This is a genomic window from Pseudoalteromonas sp. HL-AS2 (assembly GCF_031198805.1).
Taxonomy (GTDB): Bacteria; Pseudomonadota; Gammaproteobacteria; order Enterobacterales; family Alteromonadaceae; genus Pseudoalteromonas; species Pseudoalteromonas nigrifaciens.
The window spans coordinates 212,497-234,669 of the sequence record NZ_CP133571.1 but is presented as its reverse complement, the minus strand read 5'-3'; the positions used below and the strand labels follow the sequence as shown (position 1 = coordinate 234,669).

Annotated in this window: 18 protein-coding genes and 1 tRNA gene; 6 read left to right on the top strand and 13 right to left on the bottom strand. The window is 42.8% G+C overall.

What is annotated here, in order from left to right; all coding sequences use genetic code 11:
• Positions 1-4: 4 nt before the first annotated feature.
• From rpsG to deoC, 13 genes are all read right to left on the bottom strand, one after another.
• The gene (rpsG, locus tag RB215_RS01100; RefSeq protein WP_011326942.1) at positions 5-475 is read right to left on the bottom strand and encodes a 30S ribosomal protein S7; all 471 of its coding nucleotides are present in this window, start codon (positions 473-475) and stop codon (positions 5-7) included.
• Between the two features lie 98 nt (positions 476-573).
• The gene (rpsL, locus tag RB215_RS01095; RefSeq protein ID WP_008165517.1) at positions 574-948 is read right to left on the bottom strand and encodes a 30S ribosomal protein S12; all 375 of its coding nucleotides are present in this window, start codon (positions 946-948) and stop codon (positions 574-576) included.
• Between the two features lie 192 nt (positions 949-1,140).
• Positions 1,141-5,313 carry a DNA-directed RNA polymerase subunit beta' gene (rpoC, locus tag RB215_RS01090; protein ID WP_011326941.1) on the bottom strand — a complete coding sequence of 1,391 codons (4,173 nt, stop codon included), beginning with the start codon at positions 5,311-5,313 and terminating at the stop codon, positions 1,141-1,143.
• A gap of 104 nt (positions 5,314-5,417) precedes the next feature.
• Complete coding sequence (gene rpoB, locus RB215_RS01085) at positions 5,418-9,443, bottom strand: DNA-directed RNA polymerase subunit beta (protein ID WP_086995185.1); 4,026 nt, start codon at positions 9,441-9,443, stop codon at positions 5,418-5,420.
• A 270-nt stretch (positions 9,444-9,713) separates the two neighbouring features.
• Positions 9,714-10,076: a 50S ribosomal protein L7/L12 gene (gene rplL / locus RB215_RS01080; RefSeq protein WP_011326939.1), complete on the bottom strand. Its 363-nt coding sequence runs from the start codon at positions 10,074-10,076 to the stop codon at positions 9,714-9,716.
• 74 nt (positions 10,077-10,150) lie between these two features.
• The gene (gene rplJ, locus RB215_RS01075) at positions 10,151-10,645 is read right to left on the bottom strand and encodes a 50S ribosomal protein L10 (protein ID WP_011326938.1); all 495 of its coding nucleotides are present in this window, start codon (positions 10,643-10,645) and stop codon (positions 10,151-10,153) included.
• Positions 10,646-10,967: 322 nt separating this feature from the next.
• Positions 10,968-11,672 carry a 50S ribosomal protein L1 gene (gene rplA, locus RB215_RS01070; RefSeq protein WP_011326937.1) on the bottom strand — a complete coding sequence of 235 codons (705 nt, stop codon included), beginning with the start codon at positions 11,670-11,672 and terminating at the stop codon, positions 10,968-10,970.
• 4 nt (positions 11,673-11,676) lie between these two features.
• Positions 11,677-12,105, bottom strand: a complete 429-nt coding sequence (rplK, locus tag RB215_RS01065) for a 50S ribosomal protein L11 (protein WP_011326936.1) — start codon at positions 12,103-12,105, stop codon at positions 11,677-11,679.
• Between the two features lie 211 nt (positions 12,106-12,316).
• A complete protein-coding gene (gene nusG, locus RB215_RS01060; RefSeq protein ID WP_011326935.1) occupies positions 12,317-12,874 on the bottom strand; it encodes a transcription termination/antitermination protein NusG in 558 nt (185 codons plus the stop codon).
• A 4-nt stretch (positions 12,875-12,878) separates the two neighbouring features.
• On the bottom strand, positions 12,879-13,256 hold the full coding sequence (gene secE / locus RB215_RS01055; RefSeq protein WP_011326934.1) for a preprotein translocase subunit SecE: 378 nt from the start codon (positions 13,254-13,256) through the stop codon (positions 12,879-12,881).
• A gap of 132 nt (positions 13,257-13,388) precedes the next feature.
• Positions 13,389-13,465, bottom strand: a tRNA-Trp gene (locus RB215_RS01050).
• A 175-nt stretch (positions 13,466-13,640) separates the two neighbouring features.
• Complete coding sequence (locus RB215_RS01045) at positions 13,641-14,141, bottom strand: hypothetical protein (RefSeq protein WP_089367604.1); 501 nt, start codon at positions 14,139-14,141, stop codon at positions 13,641-13,643.
• Entirely contained in the window at positions 14,131-14,877 is a 747-nt protein-coding gene (gene deoC / locus RB215_RS01040) for a deoxyribose-phosphate aldolase (RefSeq protein ID WP_086995174.1), read from the bottom strand. Before deoC ends, RB215_RS01045 begins: the two co-directional genes overlap by 11 nt.
• Positions 14,878-15,144: 267 nt before the next feature.
• Here deoC and cysG point away from each other — a divergent pair, with 267 nt between their 5' ends.
• The 6 genes from cysG to cysQ are packed head-to-tail and all read left to right on the top strand — an operon-like array spanning position 15,145 to position 22,110.
• Entirely contained in the window at positions 15,145-16,566 is a 1,422-nt protein-coding gene (cysG, locus tag RB215_RS01035) for a siroheme synthase CysG (RefSeq protein ID WP_182677334.1), read from the top strand.
• Between the two features lie 55 nt (positions 16,567-16,621).
• The gene (gene cysD / locus RB215_RS01030) at positions 16,622-17,521 is read left to right on the top strand and encodes a sulfate adenylyltransferase subunit CysD (RefSeq protein WP_011326930.1); all 900 of its coding nucleotides are present in this window, start codon (positions 16,622-16,624) and stop codon (positions 17,519-17,521) included.
• Complete coding sequence (gene cysN / locus RB215_RS01025; protein WP_011326929.1) at positions 17,521-18,945, top strand: sulfate adenylyltransferase subunit CysN; 1,425 nt, start codon at positions 17,521-17,523, stop codon at positions 18,943-18,945. The genes cysD and cysN overlap by 1 nt, the downstream gene beginning before the upstream one ends.
• Positions 18,946-18,976: 31 nt before the next feature.
• Positions 18,977-20,701, top strand: coding sequence for an SLC13 family permease (locus tag RB215_RS01020; protein ID WP_309216695.1), 1,725 nt, complete (start codon positions 18,977-18,979; stop codon positions 20,699-20,701).
• A gap of 34 nt (positions 20,702-20,735) precedes the next feature.
• Positions 20,736-21,329, top strand: coding sequence for an adenylyl-sulfate kinase (gene cysC, locus RB215_RS01015; protein WP_011326927.1), 594 nt, complete (start codon positions 20,736-20,738; stop codon positions 21,327-21,329).
• 10 nt (positions 21,330-21,339) lie between these two features.
• Positions 21,340-22,110 (top strand): 3'(2'),5'-bisphosphate nucleotidase CysQ, encoded by a 771-nt coding sequence (gene cysQ / locus RB215_RS01010; RefSeq protein WP_309216694.1) that lies wholly within the window; start codon positions 21,340-21,342, stop codon positions 22,108-22,110.
• The last annotated feature ends 63 nt before the right edge of the window (positions 22,111-22,173 follow it).

Genomic DNA, 22,173 nt, shown 5'->3' with positions numbered 1-22,173 from the left:
CAGATTACCAACGGTAATGAGCGAATGCTTTATTCGCTTCAGCCATACGGTGAACGTCTTCACGTTTCTTAACCGCAGTGCCTTTGTTGTCAGCAGCGTCAACGATTTCTTGAGCTAAACGTAAGCCCATAGATTTTTCGCCACGCTTACGAGCAGCGTCTACTAACCAACGCATACCTAATGCGTTACGACGAACTGGACGTACTTCAACTGGTACTTGGTAAGTTGAACCACCAACACGGCGAGATTTAACTTCTACCTGTGGGCGGATATTATCAAGTGCCGTTTCAAAGATTTCTAGGTGCGACTTGCCTGATTTCTCAGCAGCCACATTTAGCGCACCATAAACGATTTTTTCAGCAGTAGATTTCTTGCCATCTAACATTACGATGTTTACGAATTTCGCAAGAAGCTCCGATCCGAACTTAGGATCTGGAAGAATTTTACGTTGACCTATTACGCGTCTTCTAGGCATTTTGTATCTCCGGTTTATTCAGGTTTGCTCTTATCGAGTCAATAACCCAAAACAATAATTAAAAATATTTAGTGCTTGGCCTTACTAACGGAGAACTATTAGCCTTTAGGGCGTTTAGTACCGTATTTAGAACGAGCTTGGCGACGATCGCTAACGCCTGCACAGTCAAGTGCACCACGAACGGTGTGAAAACGCACACCTGGTAAATCTTTAACACGACCACCACGGATTAGGATTACACTGTGCTCTTGAAGGTTATGACCTTCACCACCAATGTATGAAGTTACTTCGAAACCGTTAGTTAAACGTACACGAGCTACTTTACGTAACGCCGAGTTTGGTTTCTTAGGTGTAGTTGTATATACGCGAGTACATACACCGCGCTTTTGCGGACACGCTTTAAGCGCAGCTGAGTTACTTTTCGTAACCTTGCTACGGCGTGGCTTACGCACTAGCTGGTTAATAGTTGCCATTTAAATAGCTCCTGAAATTAGAATTACTACTGAAAAAATAAAAAATCCGCCCGTTTTTACAAGTTTGTTTTAAACGCACAGGTAAATGGGTGGCGGAATTTTAATGAGCAAAGATTGACCTGTCAACCTAAACCGCTCGCAAGGTAGAAGATATCTACCTTGCGAAAACCTAATCTATTGATTTGGTTTAGTTTATTGATTTCCAGATAAATCCGCATTTAAAGCATCAGTTAGCGCTTGAGTTGCCTCTTCTGCACTTACAGTCTGCTCTTCTACTACATTTCTTTGCTTACGGCGAGCCATACGTTCTTGATGATACGAAAAGCCGGTACCGGCTGGGATCAAACGACCCACTATTACGTTTTCTTTCAGACCGCGTAACTCATCGCTCTTACCATTCACTGCTGCGTCGGTTAAAACACGTGTTGTCTCTTGGAAAGAGGCTGCAGAGATGAAAGATTCTGTTGCTAGTGATGCTTTTGTGATACCCATTAACTGGATTTCAAACTTAGCTGGGATCTTACCTTGAGCTTCAAGGTCGCGGTTTGCGATATTAACGCGTGCCACTTCAATTTGCTCACCGGCTAAGAAGTCAGTATCACCACCGTGCATAATGGTACATTTACGTAACATTTGACGAATAATAGTTTCAATGTGCTTGTCATTGATCTTAACGCCTTGCAAACGGTAAACCTCTTGCACTTCGTTAACAATGTAGTTAGCAACATGAGTCACACCACGTAAGCGTAAGATGTCATGCGGTGATTCTGGACCATCGGCGATAACTTCACCTTTAGACACTCGTTCACCTTCAAACACGTTAAGTTGACGCCATTTAGGGATCATCTCTTCGTAATGATCACCTTCATCTGGTGTAATAACTAAACGCTTCTTACCTTTAGTCTCTTTACCAAAGCTAATTGTACCGGTAACTTCAGCTAAAATAGCTGGTTCTTTCGGTTTACGAGCTTCGAATAAATCGGCTACGCGTGGTAGACCACCCGTGATATCACGAGTTTTCGAACCTTCTTGCGGAATACGTGCTAATACGTCACCAGGGTTTACTGTCGTGCCGTCAACTACTTCAATCGTAGTGAATGAAGGTAGACGTGTTTCTTGTAAGCCGCGCTCTTCACTTTCAATGATAAGCTTAGGTTCTTTCGCATTCGCTTTAGAAAGATCTTTAACAACTATACGGGTTAAACCGGTTAGTTCATCTGTCTGTGTTTCAGTATTCGAGTCATCGATATCGCTGAACGATACTTTTGACTTATGCTCAAGTACGATTGGGTGACTATGCGGGTCCCAAGTAGCAACGATGTCGTTACCTTGAACTTCTGCATTGTCTTGTACTGTTAATACTGCACCGTAAGGTACTTTATAACGCTCTTTTTCACGGCCATAACTATCAATGATAGTAATTTCCGTAGAACGCGAAATAATAGCAATCTTACCGTCTGTATTTAATACGTACTTAGCGTTGTGAAGCTTTAATGTACCGTTAGTTTTAACTTGTACATTATTCTCAGCAGACGCTCTAGATGCCGCACCACCGATGTGGAATGTACGCATCGTTAACTGTGTACCTGGCTCACCAATTGATTGTGCCGCGATAACACCTACTGATTCACCTGCGTTGATGATATGGCCACGTGCTAGGTCACGACCGTAACAGTTAGCACAAACACCAAAGTCATTATCACACGTGATAACAGAACGTACGCGAACTTCATCTACTGAGTGCTCTTCTAAAAGGTCACACAGTTTTTCGTCAAGCATAATGTTACGCTCAACTAGTACTGTATTAGTACCAGGAATAACAATATCTTCAGCAACAACACGACCTAGTACACGTTCACGAAGCGCTTCTACAACATCACCACCTTCAATAAGCGGTTTCATTGTTAAGCCATCTTCTGTGCCACAGTCGTCTTCATTGATTACCAAATCTTGTGCAACGTCTACTAGACGACGCGTTAGGTAACCAGAGTTAGCTGTTTTAAGTGCTGTATCGGCAAGACCTTTACGCGCACCATGCGTTGAGATGAAGTACTGAAGTACGTTTAGACCTTCACGGAAGTTAGCTGTGATTGGTGTCTCGATGATTGAACCATCTGGACGTGCCATTAGACCACGCATACCCGCCAACTGACGGATCTGAGCAGCACTACCACGAGCACCTGAGTCGGCCATCATAAACACTGAGTTAAATGACGCTTGCTCTACTTCTTCACCTTGTGCATTAATAACTGTGTCTTTCGACAAGTTAGACATCATCTCACGTGATAAGTTTTCATTTACACGTGACCAAATATCGATAACTTTATTGTACTTTTCACCAGCCGTTACAAGACCTGATTGGAATTGTTGGTTGATTTCAGTAACTTCAGCTTCAGCTGATTCAATGATCTGCGCTTTAACCGGTGGGATAACTAAGTCATCAATACCGATTGAAACACCTGACTTCATTGCATAATGGAAACCGGTGTACATAATTTGGTCAGCAAACATAACTGTGTCTTTAAGACCAAGACGACGGTAACACTCATTAATTAAGCCAGAAATCTGCTTTTTACCTAGCGGCTGATTGATTGACTCATACGGCATGCCTTTTGGTAAAATTAGCGACAGAATTGCACGACCAACAGTTGTATCAATAACAGTGATAGTATCTTCTACTACGCCGTTTTCGTTTTTAACTGATTGACTAATACGTACTTTCACAATTGCGTGAAGGTCTGCATTGCCACTACGGTATGCTTTTTCTGCTTCTTTTGGATCTTTAAATATCGCGCCTTCGCCTTTAGCGTTAATACGGTCACGAGTCATGTAATAAAGACCCAATACAACATCCTGTGAAGGAACGATGATTGGCTCACCATTCGCAGGAGATAGAATGTTGTTTGTAGACATCATTAAGGCACGAGCTTCAAGCTGCGCTTCAATTGTTAGCGGTACGTGTACCGCCATTTGGTCACCATCGAAATCGGCGTTGTAGGCCGCACATACTAATGGATGCAAATGAATCGCTTTACCTTCGATAAGCACAGGTTCAAACGCTTGGATACCCAAACGGTGAAGTGTTGGTGCACGGTTAAGTAATACTGGATGTTCACGAATTACTTCGTCAAGCACATCCCATACTTCCGGCATTTCACGTTCAACCATCTTCTTCGCAGCTTTGATTGTCGTAGCCATGCCGCGACGCTCTAATTTGCCATAGATAAATGGTTTGAATAGCTCAAGTGCCATCTTCTTAGGAAGACCACATTGGTGAAGCTTAAGTGTAGGACCCACTGTAATTACAGAACGGCCTGAATAATCCACACGCTTACCAAGTAAGTTCTGACGGAAACGACCTTGCTTACCCTTGATCATATCGGCAAGAGATTTAAGAGGACGTTTGTTAGAACCTGTAATTGCACGACCACGACGACCGTTATCAAGTAGCGCATCTACCGCTTCTTGTAACATACGTTTTTCGTTGCGTACGATAATATCTGGTGCTGCTAAATCTAATAGGCGCTTAAGACGGTTATTACGGTTAATAACACGACGGTAAAGGTCATTTAGATCAGACGTCGCAAAACGACCACCGTCTAGTGGTACTAATGGGCGTAGATCAGGTGGCAATACTGGAAGTACTGTCATGATCATCCACTCAGGGTTGTTACCTGATTGGTGGAACGATTCCATTAACTTAAGACGTTTGGTGATTTTTTTACGCTTAGTTTCAGAGTTAATTGTTGGTAACTCTTCACGCATTTCAGCAATTAATTGTGCAAGATCGAGTTCACGAAGCAAGTCTAAAACTGCTTCAGCACCCATCTTAGCTTCAAATTCATCACCATGCTCTTCAAGTGCATCTAAGTATTCTTCTTCACCTAATAGCTGACCACGCTCAAGCGTTGTCATACCAGGCTCAGTTACTACGAATGATTCGAAGTAAAGAACACGTTCAATATCACGAAGCGTCATATCTAGCATTAAGCCGATACGTGACGGTAATGATTTTAAAAACCAAATATGCGCAACTGGGCTCGCAAGGTCAATATGACCCATACGATCGCGTCGCACTTTAGTGAGTGTAACTTCAACGCCACACTTCTCACAGATCACACCGCGGTGTTTAAGACGCTTATATTTACCACATAAGCATTCATAATCTTTCACTGGGCCGAAAATACGGGCACAGAATAAGCCATCGCGCTCAGGCTTGAAAGTACGGTAGTTAATAGTCTCAGGTTTCTTTACTTCACCGTATGACCACGAACGAACCATGTCTGGTGAAGCAAGACCAATGCGAATTGCATCGAATTCTTCGGTCTTATTTTGTTGCTTCAGAAACTTAAGTAAGTCTTTCACCTTAGCTCTCCTGTCGGAGTTAATCTTGAGGACGGGTAGTCTCGTCCCTACATTCTATTCGGCCGTAACAGATGCTGCAGCGTTAACTGCAGCATCTAATTGGCTTAATTTTCTTCCAACTCGATGTTGATACCCAGTGAGCGGATTTCTTTTAACAATACGTTAAACGATTCTGGCATACCTGGTTCCATTTTATGGTTACCATCAACGATGTTTTTATACATCTTAGTACGACCGTTCACGTCATCCGATTTCACTGTTAGCATTTCTTGTAGAGTGTAAGCAGCACCGTAAGCTTCAAGTGCCCATACTTCCATCTCACCAAAACGCTGGCCACCGAACTGTGCTTTACCACCCAGCGGCTGCTGAGTAACAAGGCTATAAGAACCAGTAGAACGCGCATGCATTTTGTCATCAACTAAGTGATTCAGTTTCAGCATGTACATGTAACCAACGGTTACTTGACGTTCGAACTGATCGCCAGTACGGCCATCATAAAGTGTAACCTGACCACTTCTTGGGTAGCCCGCAAGCTCTAGCATGTCTTTGATTTCGTTTTCTTTCGCGCCATCAAATGCTGGAGTAGCTATTGGTAAACCACCTTTTAAGTTTTCAGCCAAACGACGAATTTCGTCATCTGTAAAGCTATCAATGTCTACTACTTGACGAGATTCGCCAATTTCGTAGGCTTGCTTGATGAAGGCGCGTAACTCATGCAGCTCACGTTGCTCTTTCATCATTTCTTCAATGCGTTCACCAATACCACGTGCAGCTAGACCCATATGTGTTTCAAGGATCTGACCGATGTTCATACGTGATGGTACACCCAGTGGGTTAAGTACGATATCTACCGTACGACCTTTATCATCGTATGGCATATCTTCTACTGGTACGATAGTCGAGATAACACCTTTGTTACCATGACGACCCGCCATTTTATCACCCGGTTGGATACAACGTTTAACAGCTAGGTATACTTTAACAATCTTAAGTACGCCAGGTGCTAAGTCATCGCCTTGAGTGATTTTACGACGTTTGTTTTCAAACTTCTTATCGTATTCAGCTTTAAGCTCGTCATACTGGGCTGCTAATTGCTCAAGCTCAGCTTGCTTGTCTTCTTCAGCAAGGCTTTGCGTAAGTAGCTTCTCAGCATTTAATAACGCTAATTTGTCTTCATCAAAGCCAGCTGCGATAAGTAACTTACGCGCACGGTCTAATACACCAGCTTCTAGAATACGGAACTCTTCGTTGAAGTCTTTCTTCGCATCGCGAAGCTGCATTTCTTCAACTTCTAACGCACGCTTATCTTTTTCAACACCATCACGGGTGAAAACTTGCACGTCAATTACAGTACCAGTTACAGAATTTGGTACACGTAAAGAGCTGTCTTTAACGTCAGACGCTTTTTCGCCGAAGATAGCTCGTAGTAGCTTCTCTTCAGGAGTTAATTGCGTTTCGCCTTTCGGAGTCACTTTACCTACTAGAATATCGCCGCTTTTAACTTCAGCACCAATATAAACAACGCCTGATTCATCAAGCTTGCCTAGTGCAGATTCGCCCACATTCGGGATATCTGCAGTGATCTCTTCAGAACCTAATTTAGTATCACGGGCAATACACTGTAGTTCTTGAATGTGGATAGTCGTTAGACGATCTTCTTCAACTACGCGCTCTGATAGTAAGATTGAATCCTCGAAGTTATAACCATTCCATGGCATAAATGCCACGCGCAAGTTTTGACCAAGAGCTAAGTCGCCCAAGTCAGTCGAAGGACCATCTGCTAACACATCGCCACGAGTAACCGGTTCGCCAACCATACAAGTTGGTTTTTGGTTAATACATGTATTTTGGTTAGAACGTGTGTATTTGGTTAAGTTGTAAATGTCGATGCCCGCTTCGCCTGGAACGCGTTCTTCTTCATGCACATTAACAACGATGCGACTTGCGTCACAATACATTACTTCACCACCACGTTTTGCAACGATAGTAACACCAGAGTCTTTCGCTAGTGTTAACTCAATACCAGTACCTACTAACGGCTTATCCGCTTTCAATGTTGGTACTGCTTGACGTTGCATGTTTGAACCCATCAATGCACGGTTAGCATCATCGTGTTCTAGGAACGGGATAAGTGCTGCCGCTACAGAGATCACCTGTTGTGGTGATACATCCATATATTGCTGGTCCATACGTCCCATAAAGGTAGATTCACCTTTGTGACGACATGGAATAAGTTCATCTACAAACTCATTGGTTTCGGTTAAGTTTGAGTTCGCCTGTGCGATAACAAACTGACCTTCTTCAATGGCTGATAGGTAATCAACTTCATCAGTTACAACACCGTCTACCACTTTGCGGTAAGGTGTTTCTAAGAAACCATAATCATTAGTACGTGCGTACGTAGATAATGAGTTAATTAGACCGATGTTTGGACCCTCAGGAGTCTCGATTGGACATACGCGACCATAGTGAGTTACGTGAACGTCACGTACTTCAAAGCCTGCGCGCTCACGAGTTAGACCGCCCGGCCCTAATGCAGAAATACGACGCTTATGCGTTACTTCTGATAGCGGGTTATTTTGGTCCATAAACTGTGATAACTGAGACGAGCCGAAGAACTCTTTAACCGCTGCCGAAATAGGCTTAGCGTTAATAAGATCTTGTGGCATTATCGCATCTAGGTCACCTAAGCTTAAACGCTCACGTACAGCACGTTCTACACGCACTAAACCTACACGGAATTGGTTCTCAGCCATTTCGCCAACACTACGTATACGACGGTTGCCTAAGTGGTCAATATCATCTACATCGCCAACACCGTTACGAATAGCAATCAATACTTTCATAACCGACACGATGTCTTCTTTGCTTAATGTGCCTGGGCCTGTATCGGTATCGTAACCAACACGGCTATTGAACTTCATACGACCTACCGTTGATAAGTCATAGCGCTCTTCTGAGAAGAACAAGTTCTGGAATAAGGCTTCAGCCGCGTCTTTCGTCGGTGGCTCGCCTGGGCGCATCATGCGATAAATTTCTACTAATGCTTCTAAACGGCTGCTTGAAGAGTCAATGTTCAATGTATTTGACATGTAAGCACCGCTGTCCACTTCATTGATATATAACGTATCAATTTTAGTGTGACCGGCTTTAACCAATTCAGCCATTAATTCAAGCGTTAGCTCGTCATTTGCATTAGCTACAACTTCACCTGTTGACTCATCAACATAGTTTTTCGCTAATACGCGACCAATGATGTACTCATGTGGTACTTCTAATTGCTTAATGCCTTTTTTCTCGATGTTCTTGATATGGCGAGCCGTAACACGACGACCACTTTCAACAAACACTTCACCGTCTTCGCTCTTAATATCAAAAGCGGCGGTTTCACCACGTAAACGTGAAGGTACCAGTTCCATAAGAACTTTACCGTCAGTTACTTCAAACGTAGTGTTGTCGAAGAAAATACCAAGAATGTCTTCACTCGAGTACTCAAGTGCACGTAAGATAATAGACGCCGGTAATTTACGACGACGGTCAATACGTACATATAAGTTATCTTTTGCATCAAATTCAAAGTCTAACCATGAACCACGATATGGGATAACACGTGCGTTATATAACACTTTACCCGATGAGTGAGTTTTACCGCGGTCGTTATCAAAGAATACACCAGGGCTACGGTGTAGCTGAGAAACGATAACACGCTCTGTACCATTGATTACAAAGGTACCGGTATCGGTCATGAGCGGAATTTCGCCCATGTAAACTTCTTGCTCTTTAATGTCTTTAACTGTGCCTGGAGCTTCTTTGTCCATAACTACAAGACGCAATTTCACGCGAAGTGGAGCAGAATAAGTCACACCGCGAATTTGACATTCTTTTACATCGAAAACTGGCTCGCCAATACGATAACTTACGTATTGCAGCTCAGAATTTCCTGAGTAGCTTTTAATTGGGAACACAGAACGGAAGGCTGCTTCCAAACCATGATCGCCATCAGCGTCAGGCACTAAGAATTTTTTAAACGATTCTAACTGTGTAGATAGTAAGAAAGGTATATCCAAAACTTGTGGACGTTTACCAAAATCCTTACGGATACGTTTCTTTTCAGAATAAGAGTAAGCCATGGGGTTCCTCAGCTTGCTGATCTTTGACCCGACCTGTTCTTGTAAGAACAGACTTAACTGGCATCTATGCCAAGATTTACAACATTTGATTGTTGTTCTAATTTAGTCCCACTTTAACACTAGCAAACTATAAAGCGTTGAAAGTAAAGAAAAAACCAGATTTTATTTGAACTAAAAGAGTGCATCACTCTATAGCGCAAAAAGGCCGGTGATTAAATAATCACCAGCCCTTGCCTGATTTCTCAGGCAGCGAACTTAGCAAAAGCTAAATTACTTAACCTCAACTTCAGCACCAGCTTCAGTAAGGTCTTTAGCAAGAGCTTCAGCTTCTTCCTTAGAGATACCTTCTTTAACAGGTGTTGGTGCAGCTTCAACAAGAGCTTTCGCTTCTTTAAGGCCTAGGCCAGTTGCGCTACGAACTGCTTTGATTGCAGAAACCTTGTTAGCGCCAGCGCCAGTAAGGATTACATCAAATTCAGTCTTTTCTTCAACTGCTTCAGCAGCTGGACCAGCTACCATACCAGCAGCAGCAGTTACGCCGAATTTTTCTTCCATTGCTTCGATAAGAGCAACAACGTCCATTACTGACATTTCAGCAATTGCGTCAAGGATTTGGTCTTTAGATACAGACATTTCAAATTTCCTAATAATTAACGGACTTTAAGTCCAAATAAATTTTACACCGAAAGGGATTAAACAGCTTAAAATTAAGCAGCTTGCTCTTCTTTCTGTACACGTACTGCTTCAATTGTTTTACACAATTTACCAGCAGACGCTTCTTTCATAGCGCTCATTAAGCGTGCAACAGCTTCGTCGTATGTAGGTAATGTAGCAAGCATTGCTGCATCAACAACATTTCCTTCAAAAGCGGCCGTTTTAAGCTCAAATTTCTCGTTCTTTTTTGCAAAAGCAGAAAAGATACGCGCAGCAGCACCTGGGTGCTCTGATGAGAAAGCGATTAAGCTTGGACCAACAAATGAATCAGAAAGGCACTCAAACTGTGTTCCTTCAAGAGCACGTTTTGCTAAAGTGTTACGGACAACTTTCATCCAAACACCATTTGCACGAGCTTCTTTACGAAGGGCAGTGATTGCGCCAACTGTTACACCACGAGAATCTGCAACAACTGCAGATAGAGCACCATTGGCTGCTTCGTTGACTTCAGCAACTATTGCTTGTTTGCCTTGAAGATTTAAAGCCATGGGTGTTACTCCTGGTTTAATGGGGTTACCGACACTCGGTGTCCCCTGTTCTACTCTTCCCTATCAAACAAGATAGAGATGCTTTTTACGGCGAGAGCCAGAAGGATTAGGAAAAATCTATCTGGGGTCTACACCGTCTACGTAGGTGAGTATTAAGGCCGAAGCCACCTACGGTCTTGGACGGAAGTCCAATTTATCGCTTTACCCTAAGGTGCAACGAAATTATGGACTTCAACCCGAATTCTTTACTTTGCTGAAAAACGAATTAATCAACAAAATGGCGCGAAATTATAGTACAAATTTCACGCCATGTAAACACTGATTAAGCTACAGTTGTGCTTAACGTGTTTTGGTCAACAGCAACGCCTGCGCCCATTGTTGTAGAGATGCTTACTTTCTTCACGTAAACACCTTTAGCTTGAGAAGGTTTAGCCTTCTTAAGCGCAACAATTAGTGACTCAAGGTTTTGTTGTAATTGCTCAGCAGTGAAATCAACCTTACCAATAGTAGTATGGATGATGCCATTTTTGTCATTACGGTAACGTACTTGACCCGCTTTTGCATTTTTAACTGCTTCAGCAACGTTAGGTGTTACTGTACCTGTCTTAGGGTTTGGCATTAGACCACGTGGGCCTAAGATTTGACCTAGTTGACCAACAACACGCATAGCGTCTGGTGATGCAACAACAACGTCAAAGTTCATCTCGCCTTTTTTAACTAGCTCAGCAAGATCTTCCATACCTACTAATTCTGCACCGGCTTCTTTCGCAGCTTCTGCGTTAGCGCCTTGTGTGAATACTGCAACGCGAACGTCACGACCAGTACCGTTAGGTAGTACAGTTGCACCACGAACGTTTTGATCAGATTTACGAGCATCGATACCAAGGTTAACAGCAACGTCAACACTTTCTACAAACTTAGCTGTCGCTAACTCTTTTAAAAGCGCGATCGCTTCGTTGATTTCGTAATCTTTAGTTACTTCCACTTTTTCGCGGATAGTACGCATACGTTTAGTTAATTTAGCCATATTCTTAGTCCTCTACGCTCAAGCCCATCGCACGAGCAGATCCTGCGATAGTGCGAACCGCAGCTTCTAAATCAGAAGCTGTAAGGTCAGCTCGTTTAGTCTCAACAATCTCTTCAAGTTGAGCACGAGTTACTGTGCCTACTTTTTCAGTGTTAGGACGGCCTGAGCCTGATTTAACGCCAGCTGCTTTAAGTAGCAAGTATGCTGCAGGTGGAGTTTTCATGTCGAACGTAAAAGAACGGTCACCGTAAACAGAGATCACTACAGGAACTGGAGCGCCTTTTTCGATAGACTCTGTACGTGCGTTAAACGCTTTACAGAATTCCATGATGTTTACACCGTGTTGACCTAGTGCAGGACCTACTGGTGGACTAGGATTAGCCATACCAGCATTAACTTGTAGCTTGATTAGAGCTTCAACTTTTTTAGCCATTATAAATACCTCATTAAGTGGGTCTCAGCCTTGTGCGCGCGAGGACGCGTACTCTAACGGCTCCCCAATATAAAAAATTGTTTCGTACTTTTTGTAGCGTAAAATTAATTTACCCAAATACAAAAAGGCCGCTGATTATAAGTTAATCAGCGGCCTTTTTCAAGCTTCGTGCCAAATTTTATAAAAAAATTAGCATCACTTTTTTAATCAATTACTTATCTTGTTCAACTTGACCAAATTCAAGTTCAACCGGTGTAGAACGACCAAAAATAAGTACCGACACTTTAACGCGGCTCTTTTCGTAGTCAACTTCTTCAACAACACCGCTAAAGTCAGCAAATGGACCGTCAGTAACACGAACAACTTCACCTGGTTCAAATAAGGTAGCAGGTTTAGGTGCTTCAGCATTTTCTTGTAAACGATTAAGAATACGCTCAGCTTCTTTGGCACTAATTGGTGCAGGACGATCAGAAGTACCACCAATAAAGCCCATAACACGTTCTGTGCTATTAACTAAATGCCAGCTTTTATCGTTCATATCCATTTGAATTAGTACGTAACCTGGGAAGAACTTACGCTCAGATTTACGCTTTTGACCAGCGCGCATCTCAATCACTTCTTCTGTTGGTACTAATACCTCACCAAAGCTCTCTTCAAGGCCTTTGATTTTAATGTGTTCTAAAATAGTTTGTGCAACACGCTTCTCATAACCTGAGAAAGCCTGTACTACGTACCAACGTAGCTTTATTTCGTTGTTCTCATCCGACATGGGATCAGATCTCCAATCCAGTTAAAAAGCCTACAGCGCGGAATAAAATGCCATCTAATCCCCAAAGGATAAGTGCCATTATCGCTGTTGCAACCATTACAATTAATGTCGTGTGGATAGTTTCTTGACGCGTTGGCCAAATTACTTTGCGCACTTCAATTCTTGCTTCTTTAGCAAAAGTAAGGAAAGTACGTCCTTTAGCTGTTTGCGAGGCAATTGCTAAACCAGCTGCTATTGCAACTACAACGCCAATCGCACGTAGTAATACAGACTGATCTGCAAACATGTGATTACCAACAACTGCGCCTGCAAGTAGCACTATTGCTACTAACCACTTTACTGACTCCATCGCACTTGATGGCGTTTCTACATTCGTGCTCATAATATTATTACCTTAACTACAGACACAACAACCCTACGCTATGGTAGGGTTAATCCATTAAAATCTAAACTTAAAAACAGACTTATTTAAACCGATTTTTAACCCCAGACTTACCCGCATCGCGAGTAATATTGGCAGGGGCGGAGAGATTCGAACTCCCAACCGTCGGTTTTGGAGACCGCTGTTCTACCAATTGGAACTACGCCCCTGCAAAGTGGATGCCTATTATACTTACGCAGTTCATTAACACAAGAGTAAAGATTGTCATCTGATAAAATCTTCACCGTTAATTTACACACCGCATTATTTAACCACTTAACTCGCTAAATTAATATTTATTTATGCAATAAAAAGTCATTCCTGCAATGAGTTACCGTAAAAAAATCAAAATAAACGTACCAACTCGCCACGATAGAAATCGCATAGCAACCAAATTTGCTCAAATGCATGCGTTTGCGGCACACTAATCATTTTAAGCTGAGCATCAAAGTCGGCTTTATGCCAAATAGTGCTGGCATTGCGAATTAATAACCAAGTTCGCGCTGAATGATAAGATTTAGTGGCTTTTTGCTCCAGTAATCTCTCTAACGCTAGGCGTAACCTTTGCTCACTTGGGGCTTGCGCCATATCGGCCAATGCCCGTTGCATTGGAATTGACAGTGGCCGGCCAAGCACTGCCATTGCTTCGGTTTCACTGGCATATAAATGCGCAACTTCAATATCAAGTTGCTGATCGCCTTTGTAGCAGCTAACGTCGGGCTTATTGGGCTCATTATGCCAAATATGGCGCATATGAATGCCATATTGCTGCTCATAACAACGTAAAAACAACCTCGCTGCCTCGTGCTCTAACTGTTGTTTTTCTTGTTCGCTATCACGCTTCATTTAATACCGCGTACACATTAGTTAATAAACTTGATGCGCCAAATCTAAAGGTATTTGCTTGTAAGTAGTCATTACCCATAATAGTGCTTGCAAGGGTTAAGTAATCGCTCGCATCTGCAACTGTTTTAACTCCTCCCGCCGCTTTAAAGCCAACTAGCTTGCCCGATTCTTTAATGGTATTGAGTATAGTTTTTGTCGCATCAAGCGTGGCATTAACGGCGACCTTACCGGTACTGGTTTTTACAAAGTCGGCACCGCCTTTAATAGCTAATAATGTGGCTGATGCGATTAAATCAGGTGTTTGTAACTCGCCGCTTTCTATAATCACTTTAAGTAGAGCGCGCGACCCACAGACTTTTTTGCTCTCGGTAACATACTTAAGCACACGGCTTTTATCACCCGCTATTAGCGCTTTATATGGAATAACTAAATCAATTTCATCTGCACCGCGCTCTATGGCAATTAGTGTTTCGTTTATTACGGTATTTAAAGGTGCGTCACCCGTTGGAAAGTTAGTTACTGTGGCTACTTTTATATGGCTTAGCTCTCTGGTAGCTAAGGCTATTTTTGCTTCTGCTACAAAATCACTGTAAACACATACTGCAGCGGGCGTGCCTAATTTAGGGTTAATGCTGTTCACTAACGTATTAATAGCGGCACTATCATCGTTGCTATTTAAGCTGGTTAAATCCATTAAGGCGACAGCCAAAGCAGCCTCTTTTTGTTGTTTAATCATAGTAACCTCATCATATTTATACCGTGATTTAATACCTGTAATTATAGTAACCTAAACTTGCTATAGCTCATAACCAAACACTCTAAGCCCTTAGTTTTACATGCAACCGACCGCAAAGCCTTACTAATTAAGATTTCGGCCTTAAAAACCCACTCGTTATAACTTTTAGTTATAACGAGTGGGTTTAAATTATTTTTTACTTAGTATGTGGCGCTATATTGTGGCTATCAGGCTAAACGAGCCATTTATTTTAGGGGTGTGATTAACGTGCAGTATTTACCTATCTTTACCAAACTCGACAACAAACCTGTATTGGTTGTTGGCGGTGGAGATGTTGCCTTGCGCAAATGCAGCGCGCTTTTAAAAGCGCGTGCCAGTATTACTTTAGTCGCTCCCAAATTTTGCCAACAGCTCATTGAACTTGCTAGCGAAAATAAAGTAACGCTTATACATGAGTACTTTAACGAGCAACATTTAAAAAATATGATGCTGGTAATTGCTGCTACAGATTTAGAGCATGTAAATAGCCAAGTGTTTGAACTGGCTAATGCTCATAACATTTTTGTTAATGTAGTTGACGATCAGCCTAAGTGCACCTTTATATTTCCATCGATTGTCGATCGCAACCCAATCACAATTGCTATATCAAGCGCAGGCACTGCCCCGGTATTAGCACGTCGCCTACGCGAAAAATTAGAAACCCTAATACCGCAACATATTGGCCCGCTGGCAACGCTTGTGGGTGGCTTTAGAAGCAAAGTAAAACAACGCTTTAAGCACTTTGCCGATCGTCGCCAGTTTTGGGAAGGCGTATTCGACTCATCTGTTGTTAGTAAAGTACAAACCGGCGACACCCAAGCCGCAGAGCAACAGTTAGAACACATGCTAAATGCTAAAGCCGAGCCCGAAGGCGAGGTTTATGTAGTAGGTGCAGGCCCTGGCGATCCTGAATTGCTGACACTTAAGGCACTGCAACTTATGCAACAAGCCGATGTAGTGGTTTATGACTATTTAGTGTCTGACGAGATCATGGAGTTAGTGCGCCGTGATGCCGACCTTATTTGTGTAGGCAAGCGTTTAGGCGATCACAGCGTAGCGCAGCAAGACACTAACCAAATGCTGGTCGATTTAGCCAAGCAAGGTAAAAAAGTATGCCGTATTAAAGGTGGCGATCCGTTTATTTATGGTCGTGGTGGCGAAGAAGTACAAGTACTTGCGGCTAACAAGGTAAATTATCAAATTGTACCTGGTATAACTGCCGCTGCAGGATGCAGTGCCTATGCGGGTATTCCGCTTACCCATCGTGACCACGCACAAGCGATTCAGTTTGTAACCGGGCATTGTAAAAAAGACGGCCAAGAACTCGATTGGCAATCGCTGGCTAAACCAAATCAAACCTTAGCTATTTATATGGGCGTGATAAAGTCGCCACATATACAAGCTGAGCTTTTAAAGCATGGCCGCAACGCCAATACACCCGTTGCCATTATTGAAAACGGCACCCGTAAAAATCAACGCGTAATTACTGGAAAGCTGGGCGAGCTTGCCGATTTAATTACGCGTAACAGTGTGGTTTCTCCTGCGCTGCTTATTATTGGCGAAGTAGCATCCTTGCACCAAGAGTTACATTGGTTTGGTGCCAAAGCGCAAACTAGCAGTTTTGCGCAACCACTTACCGATGTGGCATAAGCTTTATACATTTATTAGATTTTAACTTTTAATTATTTTAGTAGGACGACTAACAATGGCTTTAACTCACCTTCAGCAGCTTGAAGCTGAAAGTATCAAAATCATGCGCGAAGTCGCCGCTGAGTTTGAGAACCCAGTAATGCTTTACTCAATTGGTAAAGATTCGTCGGTACTTTTGCACTTAGCGCGTAAAGCATTTTACCCTGCAAAAATTCCGTTTCCGTTATTACACGTAGACACTAATTGGAAGTTTAGCGAAATGATTGAATTTCGTGACCGTATTGCCAAAGAATACGGCTTTGAGCTACTAGTGCATAAAAACCCAGAAGGCATGGAAATTGGTATAAGCCCATTCGAGCATGGCTCTGGTAAACATACCGATATAATGAAAACTCAAGGTTTAAAGCAAGCACTCGACAAATATGGCTTTGATGCCGCCTTTGGTGGCGCACGCCGCGACGAAGAAAAGTCACGCGCTAAAGAACGTGTTTATTCATTTCGCGATAAGCACCACCGCTGGGATCCTAAAAACCAACGCCCAGAGCTTTGGAATACGTACAACAGCCAAGTAAATCCAGGTGAAAGTATTCGTGTATTCCCTCTGTCTAACTGGACCGAGTTGGATATTTGGCAATATATTTATCAAGAAAACATCGACATGGTGCCTTTGTATCTAGCTAAAGAGCGCCCAGTGGTTGATCGCGACGGCACCCTAATTATGGTTGACGATGAGCGTATGCCACTTTTGGAGGGTGAAGTGCCAATGATGAAGTCGGTACGTTTTCGTACTTTAGGCTGCTACCCACTTACCGGTGCAGTGGAATCAACGGCCAGCTCATTAACCGAAATTATTGAAGAAATGCTGCTATCTACGTCATCTGAACGTGAAGGTCGGGTTATTGACCATGACTCGGCAGGCTCAATGGAAAAGAAAAAACGTGAAGGGTATTTCTAATGGCTAATCAAAATAACGACACATTTAACGAAGTAAAAGCAATCGGTATAGACGCTTACCTAGCACGTCAGCAAGACAAAAGCTTATTACGCATGCTTACCTGTGGCAGTGTAGATGACGGTAAATCAACACTCATTGGCCGCCTACTGCACGACAGCCACCAAATTTATGAAGATCAGTTAGCAGCACTACATAAAGATAACGAAAAAGTAGGTAACGCAGGTGATGACCTTGATTTAGCATTACTTGTTGATGGCCTACAAGCTGAGCGTGAGCAAGGCATAACCATTGACGTAGCGTACCGTTACTTCTCGACCGCTAAGCGCAAGTTTATTATTGCCGATACCCCAGGGCACGAGCAGTACACGCGCAACATGGTAACGGGTGCATCAACCAGCGATGTGGCCATTATTTTGGTGGATGCACGTTACGGCGTGCAAGTACAAACTAAACGTCACAGCTTTATTTGTGACTCGCTTGGTATTAAGCAATTTGTTGTGGCTATTAATAAAATGGATATCGTTGATTTTGACGAAACTGTTTATGAAAAAATTAAAGCTGACTACTTAAAATTTGCCGAGCAACTTAATGTAAGTAACATTAAATTTGTACCTATGTCGGCGCTTAAAGGCGATAACGTAGTTACTCGTTCTGTACATACGCCTTACTACACCGATAAACCATTGCTAGAGTTATTAGAAGACTCGCCAGCAGCGCAAATCGACACTGACTTTGAAGCACGTTTACCGGTGCAATATGTGGCGCGGCCTAACTTAAACTTTCGTGGTTTTCAGGGCACGCTAGCCTCAGGCAAGTTACAAGTGGGCGATGCAATAAAAGTACTACCATCGGGCAAAACTTCTAGCATTAAAGAAATTGTTACCTTTGATGGCAACCTAGACAGTGCACAAGCTGGCCAAGCAATTACCGTTACGCTAAATAGCGAAATTGATATTAGCCGAGGCGATGTCATTGTACCAGCAAGCTCTACGGCAATAGTTACCAACCAGCTACAAGCTAAATTAGTATGGATGCACGAAACGCCGCTGCAACTAGGTAAAAGCTATAACTTTAAACTTGGTAGCAAAAACACCTCTGCTCAAGTTACTAAGATTGATCACACTATCGATGTAAATACCTTAGAGCATGGTAGCAGCGACACTCTACAGTTAAACGAAATCGCTATTGTAACGCTAGAACTTAGCGAAACTATTTTGGCTGATGAGTATCACAGTAATCACGAAACCGGCTCGTTTATACTTATCGATCGCTTATCTAACTTAACTATTGCAGCCGGTATGATAGAGCAAGTACTGCAAAGCCAAGCGCAGCAAAGTAACTTTAGTGCTTTTGAAGTTGAGTTTAACACTTTAGTACGCAAGCACTTTCCGCATTGGCAAGCGCTTGATATATCAAAGTTATAATACTTTTTTAGCCTGTTATAGGATATAAAGCATGGTAGATCAGCTCATTTTAACAGGCATTATGCTTACCTTAGTCGGGTGCCTTTTTGGCACTCGGCTTAATCCTGCATGGCTATTTGTGGGAGCCATTGGCAGCAGCTACTTAGCAGGGCTAATAGATTTAGAAAGCATGTTAGTTAATTATACTAACCCGTCGCTAATTACTTTGGTATTATTAATATTAGTGTCAATTGCGATTGAAAAAACCACCCTTATTCAAAAATTAGCGCAATCACTATCGAGCGGTAGTTTAGTTAAATCAGTGACTAAATTGGGACTTTCGACCGCGTTTTTATCCTCCTTTACTAATAACACCGCCGTGGTTGCCTCCTTAATTACCGCGATAAAAGACAATCCCAATCACTCGCCATCAAAGTTATTATTACCGCTATCGTACACCGCTATTTTAGGCGGCACTATTACCCTTATTGGCACATCAACCAACTTAATAGTAAATGGTTTTGCCGTAGATGCGGGTATGGCGCCACTGGGATTTTTTGACTTTACCTTAGTAGGTTTGGGCGCATTAAGCGTGGGCTTAATCACCATTTTAGTCATGTTAAAATACTTACCCGACAACGGTAAAAGCGACCAAGAAGTCGTGCCTTTTTATCTTGAAGGTAAAGTACAAGCCGGTTCAAAGCTAATTGGTCGCACCGTAGAAGAAAATGGCCTGCGTGAACTTAAAGACTTATTTTTAGGCGAAATAATTCGCGATAACCAACGTATTTGTGCGGTCACGCCACAGCAAATAATTAAACAAAACGACATATTACTTTTTGTGGGCGATATAAAATCAGTCCCCCTACTTACGCGTTTCGATGGTTTAAAAGTAGTGCACGACAATCATCAAAAAGACATAGAACACTTAGTAGAGGTTGTCGTAAGTCAGTCTTCAAAATTTATTGGTAAAACCGTAAAAGAAGCCCGCTTTAGAGAGCAGTTTCATGCGGCCGTTATTGCTATTCGCCGCGGCCACGATCGCCTGCAAGGTGGTTTAGGGCAAGTGCGTTTACAAGCAGGCGACTCACTAATACTCGCCCCGGGTAAAAACTTTTACAGCTTGCCTAATTTAAAGCGCGAATTTGTGTATATATCGGGGTTTGATTTACAAACTCACCTAGCGCCTAAACAGTCAAACATTGTGCTGCTAAGCTTTGCCGCTGTACTGGGCTTAAGTATTATTGGCTTAGTGCCGCTAGTTAAAGGCTTATTAGTATTACTGATTGGCTTTATGCTTTGCGGTACTATTAAGCTTAGCGAAGTAAAACGTCGCTTTCCTATTGAGTTAGTCGCCGTAGTAGGCAGCGCCATAGGCTTAGCAAAACTAATGATAGGCACCGGACTTGCTGGGCAAATATCGGCGGCTATGTTTGTAGTACTTGGCGACTTTGGCCCATACAGCGCCTTTATCGCAATATTTTTAATGACAGTATTATTTACCGAGCTGATAACCAATAACGCCGCTGCAGCATTGTCGTTTCCGGTTGCCTATTCACTTGCCGTTGGCTTTAACGTAGACCCACTGCCATTTATTATGGCGGTTGCGTTTGGCGCATCAGCAAGTTTTATATCGCCGTTTGGTTATCAAACTAACCTTATGGTTTACAGCGCGGGTAACTATCGTTTAAAAGATTATGTAGTGATGGGCTTGCCCCTTTCTATTATTTATTCAATAACAGTATTAACCTTGATCCCGCTAGTATTTCCGTTTTAATACCGGCACGCACAGCATAAAGAGATAACTCACTATGGATGAAAATATTGTTTGGCATAACTACGCAACCACTAAAGCACAACGTAGTGAGCAAAAAAAGCATCAGAGCGCTATTATATGGTTTACCGGATTTTCGGGCTCAGGTAAAAGCACTGTAGCAAACGCGCTAGAAGCCGCACTTAATCAACAAGGTATTCATACTTACCTGCTCGATGGCGACAACGTACGCCACGGTTTATGTAAAGACCTAGGCTTTAGCGACGCAGACCGAGTTGAAAATATTCGCCGCGTAGGTGAAACGGCAAAACTTATGGTTGACGCTGGCTTGTTAGTGCTTACTGCGTTTATATCGCCTTTTAGAGCAGAGCGCGACATGGTACGCAGCTTAGTAGATGACAAGGAGTTTATTGAAGTATTTATCGACACCCCACTCGATGTATGCGAAAGCCGTGATCCTAAAGGCTTATACAAAAAAGCCCGCGCTGGCGAAATTAAACACTTTACCGGCATTGATTCCAGTTACGAAATACCCATCAATCCAGAAATAATTTTAGATACCAGTAAAAACACCCTAGACCAATCGGTTGTTCAGCTGATAACGTATCTAAAACAACAGCACATAATATAGGTTAACCCCAATGAACCAAACCGAACTGCTAGAAGAAACCCTGATCCTTGCCCGCCAAGCGGGTAGCGCCATAATGGGAATTTATCAAAAGGACTTTAACGTTGAATACAAAGCCGATGAAAGCCCTGTAACCGACGCCGACTTAGCAGCTCATAAAATTATTGTCGCAGGGCTACAGCAGCTCACTCCCGACATTCCTATATTAAGTGAAGAAAACGCCGATATAAACTGGGAAGTTCGCAAAGCATGGAAAAGTTACTGGCTAGTAGATCCTATCGATGGCACCAAAGAGTTTATTAAAAAAAATGGTGAATTCACCGTAAATATCGCACTTATCGAAAATGGCATTCCGGTTTTAGCCGTAGTAGACGCCCCTGCCCTTGGCGTATCTTACTTAGCAAGCGAAGCCATAGGCGCATTTAAAGACAAAGGCGATGAGCGCATAGAGCTAAAAGTAACTACCAAACCAAACACAGGGTTAATACGCGTAGTTGGCAGCCGCTCACACCCCTCACCCGATTTAGCCGAATTTGTAAAACGCTTTGACGAGGTAGAAATGGTTTCAAAAGGCAGCTCACTAAAGCTGTGCTTGGTGGCCGAAGGCAGTGCTGATATTTACCCCCGCTTAGGCCCAACCTGTGAATGGGATACTGGCGCCGGCCATGCAATCGCCGCAATCGCCGGCGCTAAAGTAACTAAACTTGATGGCAGCCCGCTAATTTACAACACCAAAGATGAATACTTAAATCCGTATTTTATTGTTTCAGCTATTGAAGAATAAAGCGCCTAGAGCTGCGGGCTTTTAGCTACTAGCAGCTCTATGTCAATTTAAACACCGTAGGTT

Coding starts and splice junctions, on each gene's coding strand:
- cysQ (WP_309216694.1), top strand. CDS start 21,340: ATGAACCAAACCGAACTGCTAGAAGAAACCCTGATCCTTGCCCGCCAA.
- cysC (WP_011326927.1), top strand. CDS start 20,736: ATGGATGAAAATATTGTTTGGCATAACTACGCAACCACTAAAGCACAA.
- secE (WP_011326934.1), bottom strand. CDS start 13,256: ATGAGCACGAATGTAGAAACGCCATCAAGTGCGATGGAGTCAGTAAAG.
- rpsG (WP_011326942.1), bottom strand. CDS start 475: ATGCCTAGAAGACGCGTAATAGGTCAACGTAAAATTCTTCCAGATCCT.
- rplJ (WP_011326938.1), bottom strand. CDS start 10,645: ATGGCTTTAAATCTTCAAGGCAAACAAGCAATAGTTGCTGAAGTCAAC.
- cysN (WP_011326929.1), top strand. CDS start 17,521: ATGGCTAATCAAAATAACGACACATTTAACGAAGTAAAAGCAATCGGT.
- RB215_RS01045 (WP_089367604.1), bottom strand. CDS start 14,141: ATGAAGCGTGATAGCGAACAAGAAAAACAACAGTTAGAGCACGAGGCA.
- rplA (WP_011326937.1), bottom strand. CDS start 11,672: ATGGCTAAATTAACTAAACGTATGCGTACTATCCGCGAAAAAGTGGAA.
- nusG (WP_011326935.1), bottom strand. CDS start 12,874: ATGTCGGATGAGAACAACGAAATAAAGCTACGTTGGTACGTAGTACAG.
- rpoB (WP_086995185.1), bottom strand. CDS start 9,443: ATGGCTTACTCTTATTCTGAAAAGAAACGTATCCGTAAGGATTTTGGT.
- rpsL (WP_008165517.1), bottom strand. CDS start 948: ATGGCAACTATTAACCAGCTAGTGCGTAAGCCACGCCGTAGCAAGGTT.
- cysD (WP_011326930.1), top strand. CDS start 16,622: ATGGCTTTAACTCACCTTCAGCAGCTTGAAGCTGAAAGTATCAAAATC.
- rplL (WP_011326939.1), bottom strand. CDS start 10,076: ATGTCTGTATCTAAAGACCAAATCCTTGACGCAATTGCTGAAATGTCA.
- rplK (WP_011326936.1), bottom strand. CDS start 12,105: ATGGCTAAAAAAGTTGAAGCTCTAATCAAGCTACAAGTTAATGCTGGT.
- deoC (WP_086995174.1), bottom strand. CDS start 14,877: ATGATTAAACAACAAAAAGAGGCTGCTTTGGCTGTCGCCTTAATGGAT.
- RB215_RS01020 (WP_309216695.1), top strand. CDS start 18,977: ATGGTAGATCAGCTCATTTTAACAGGCATTATGCTTACCTTAGTCGGG.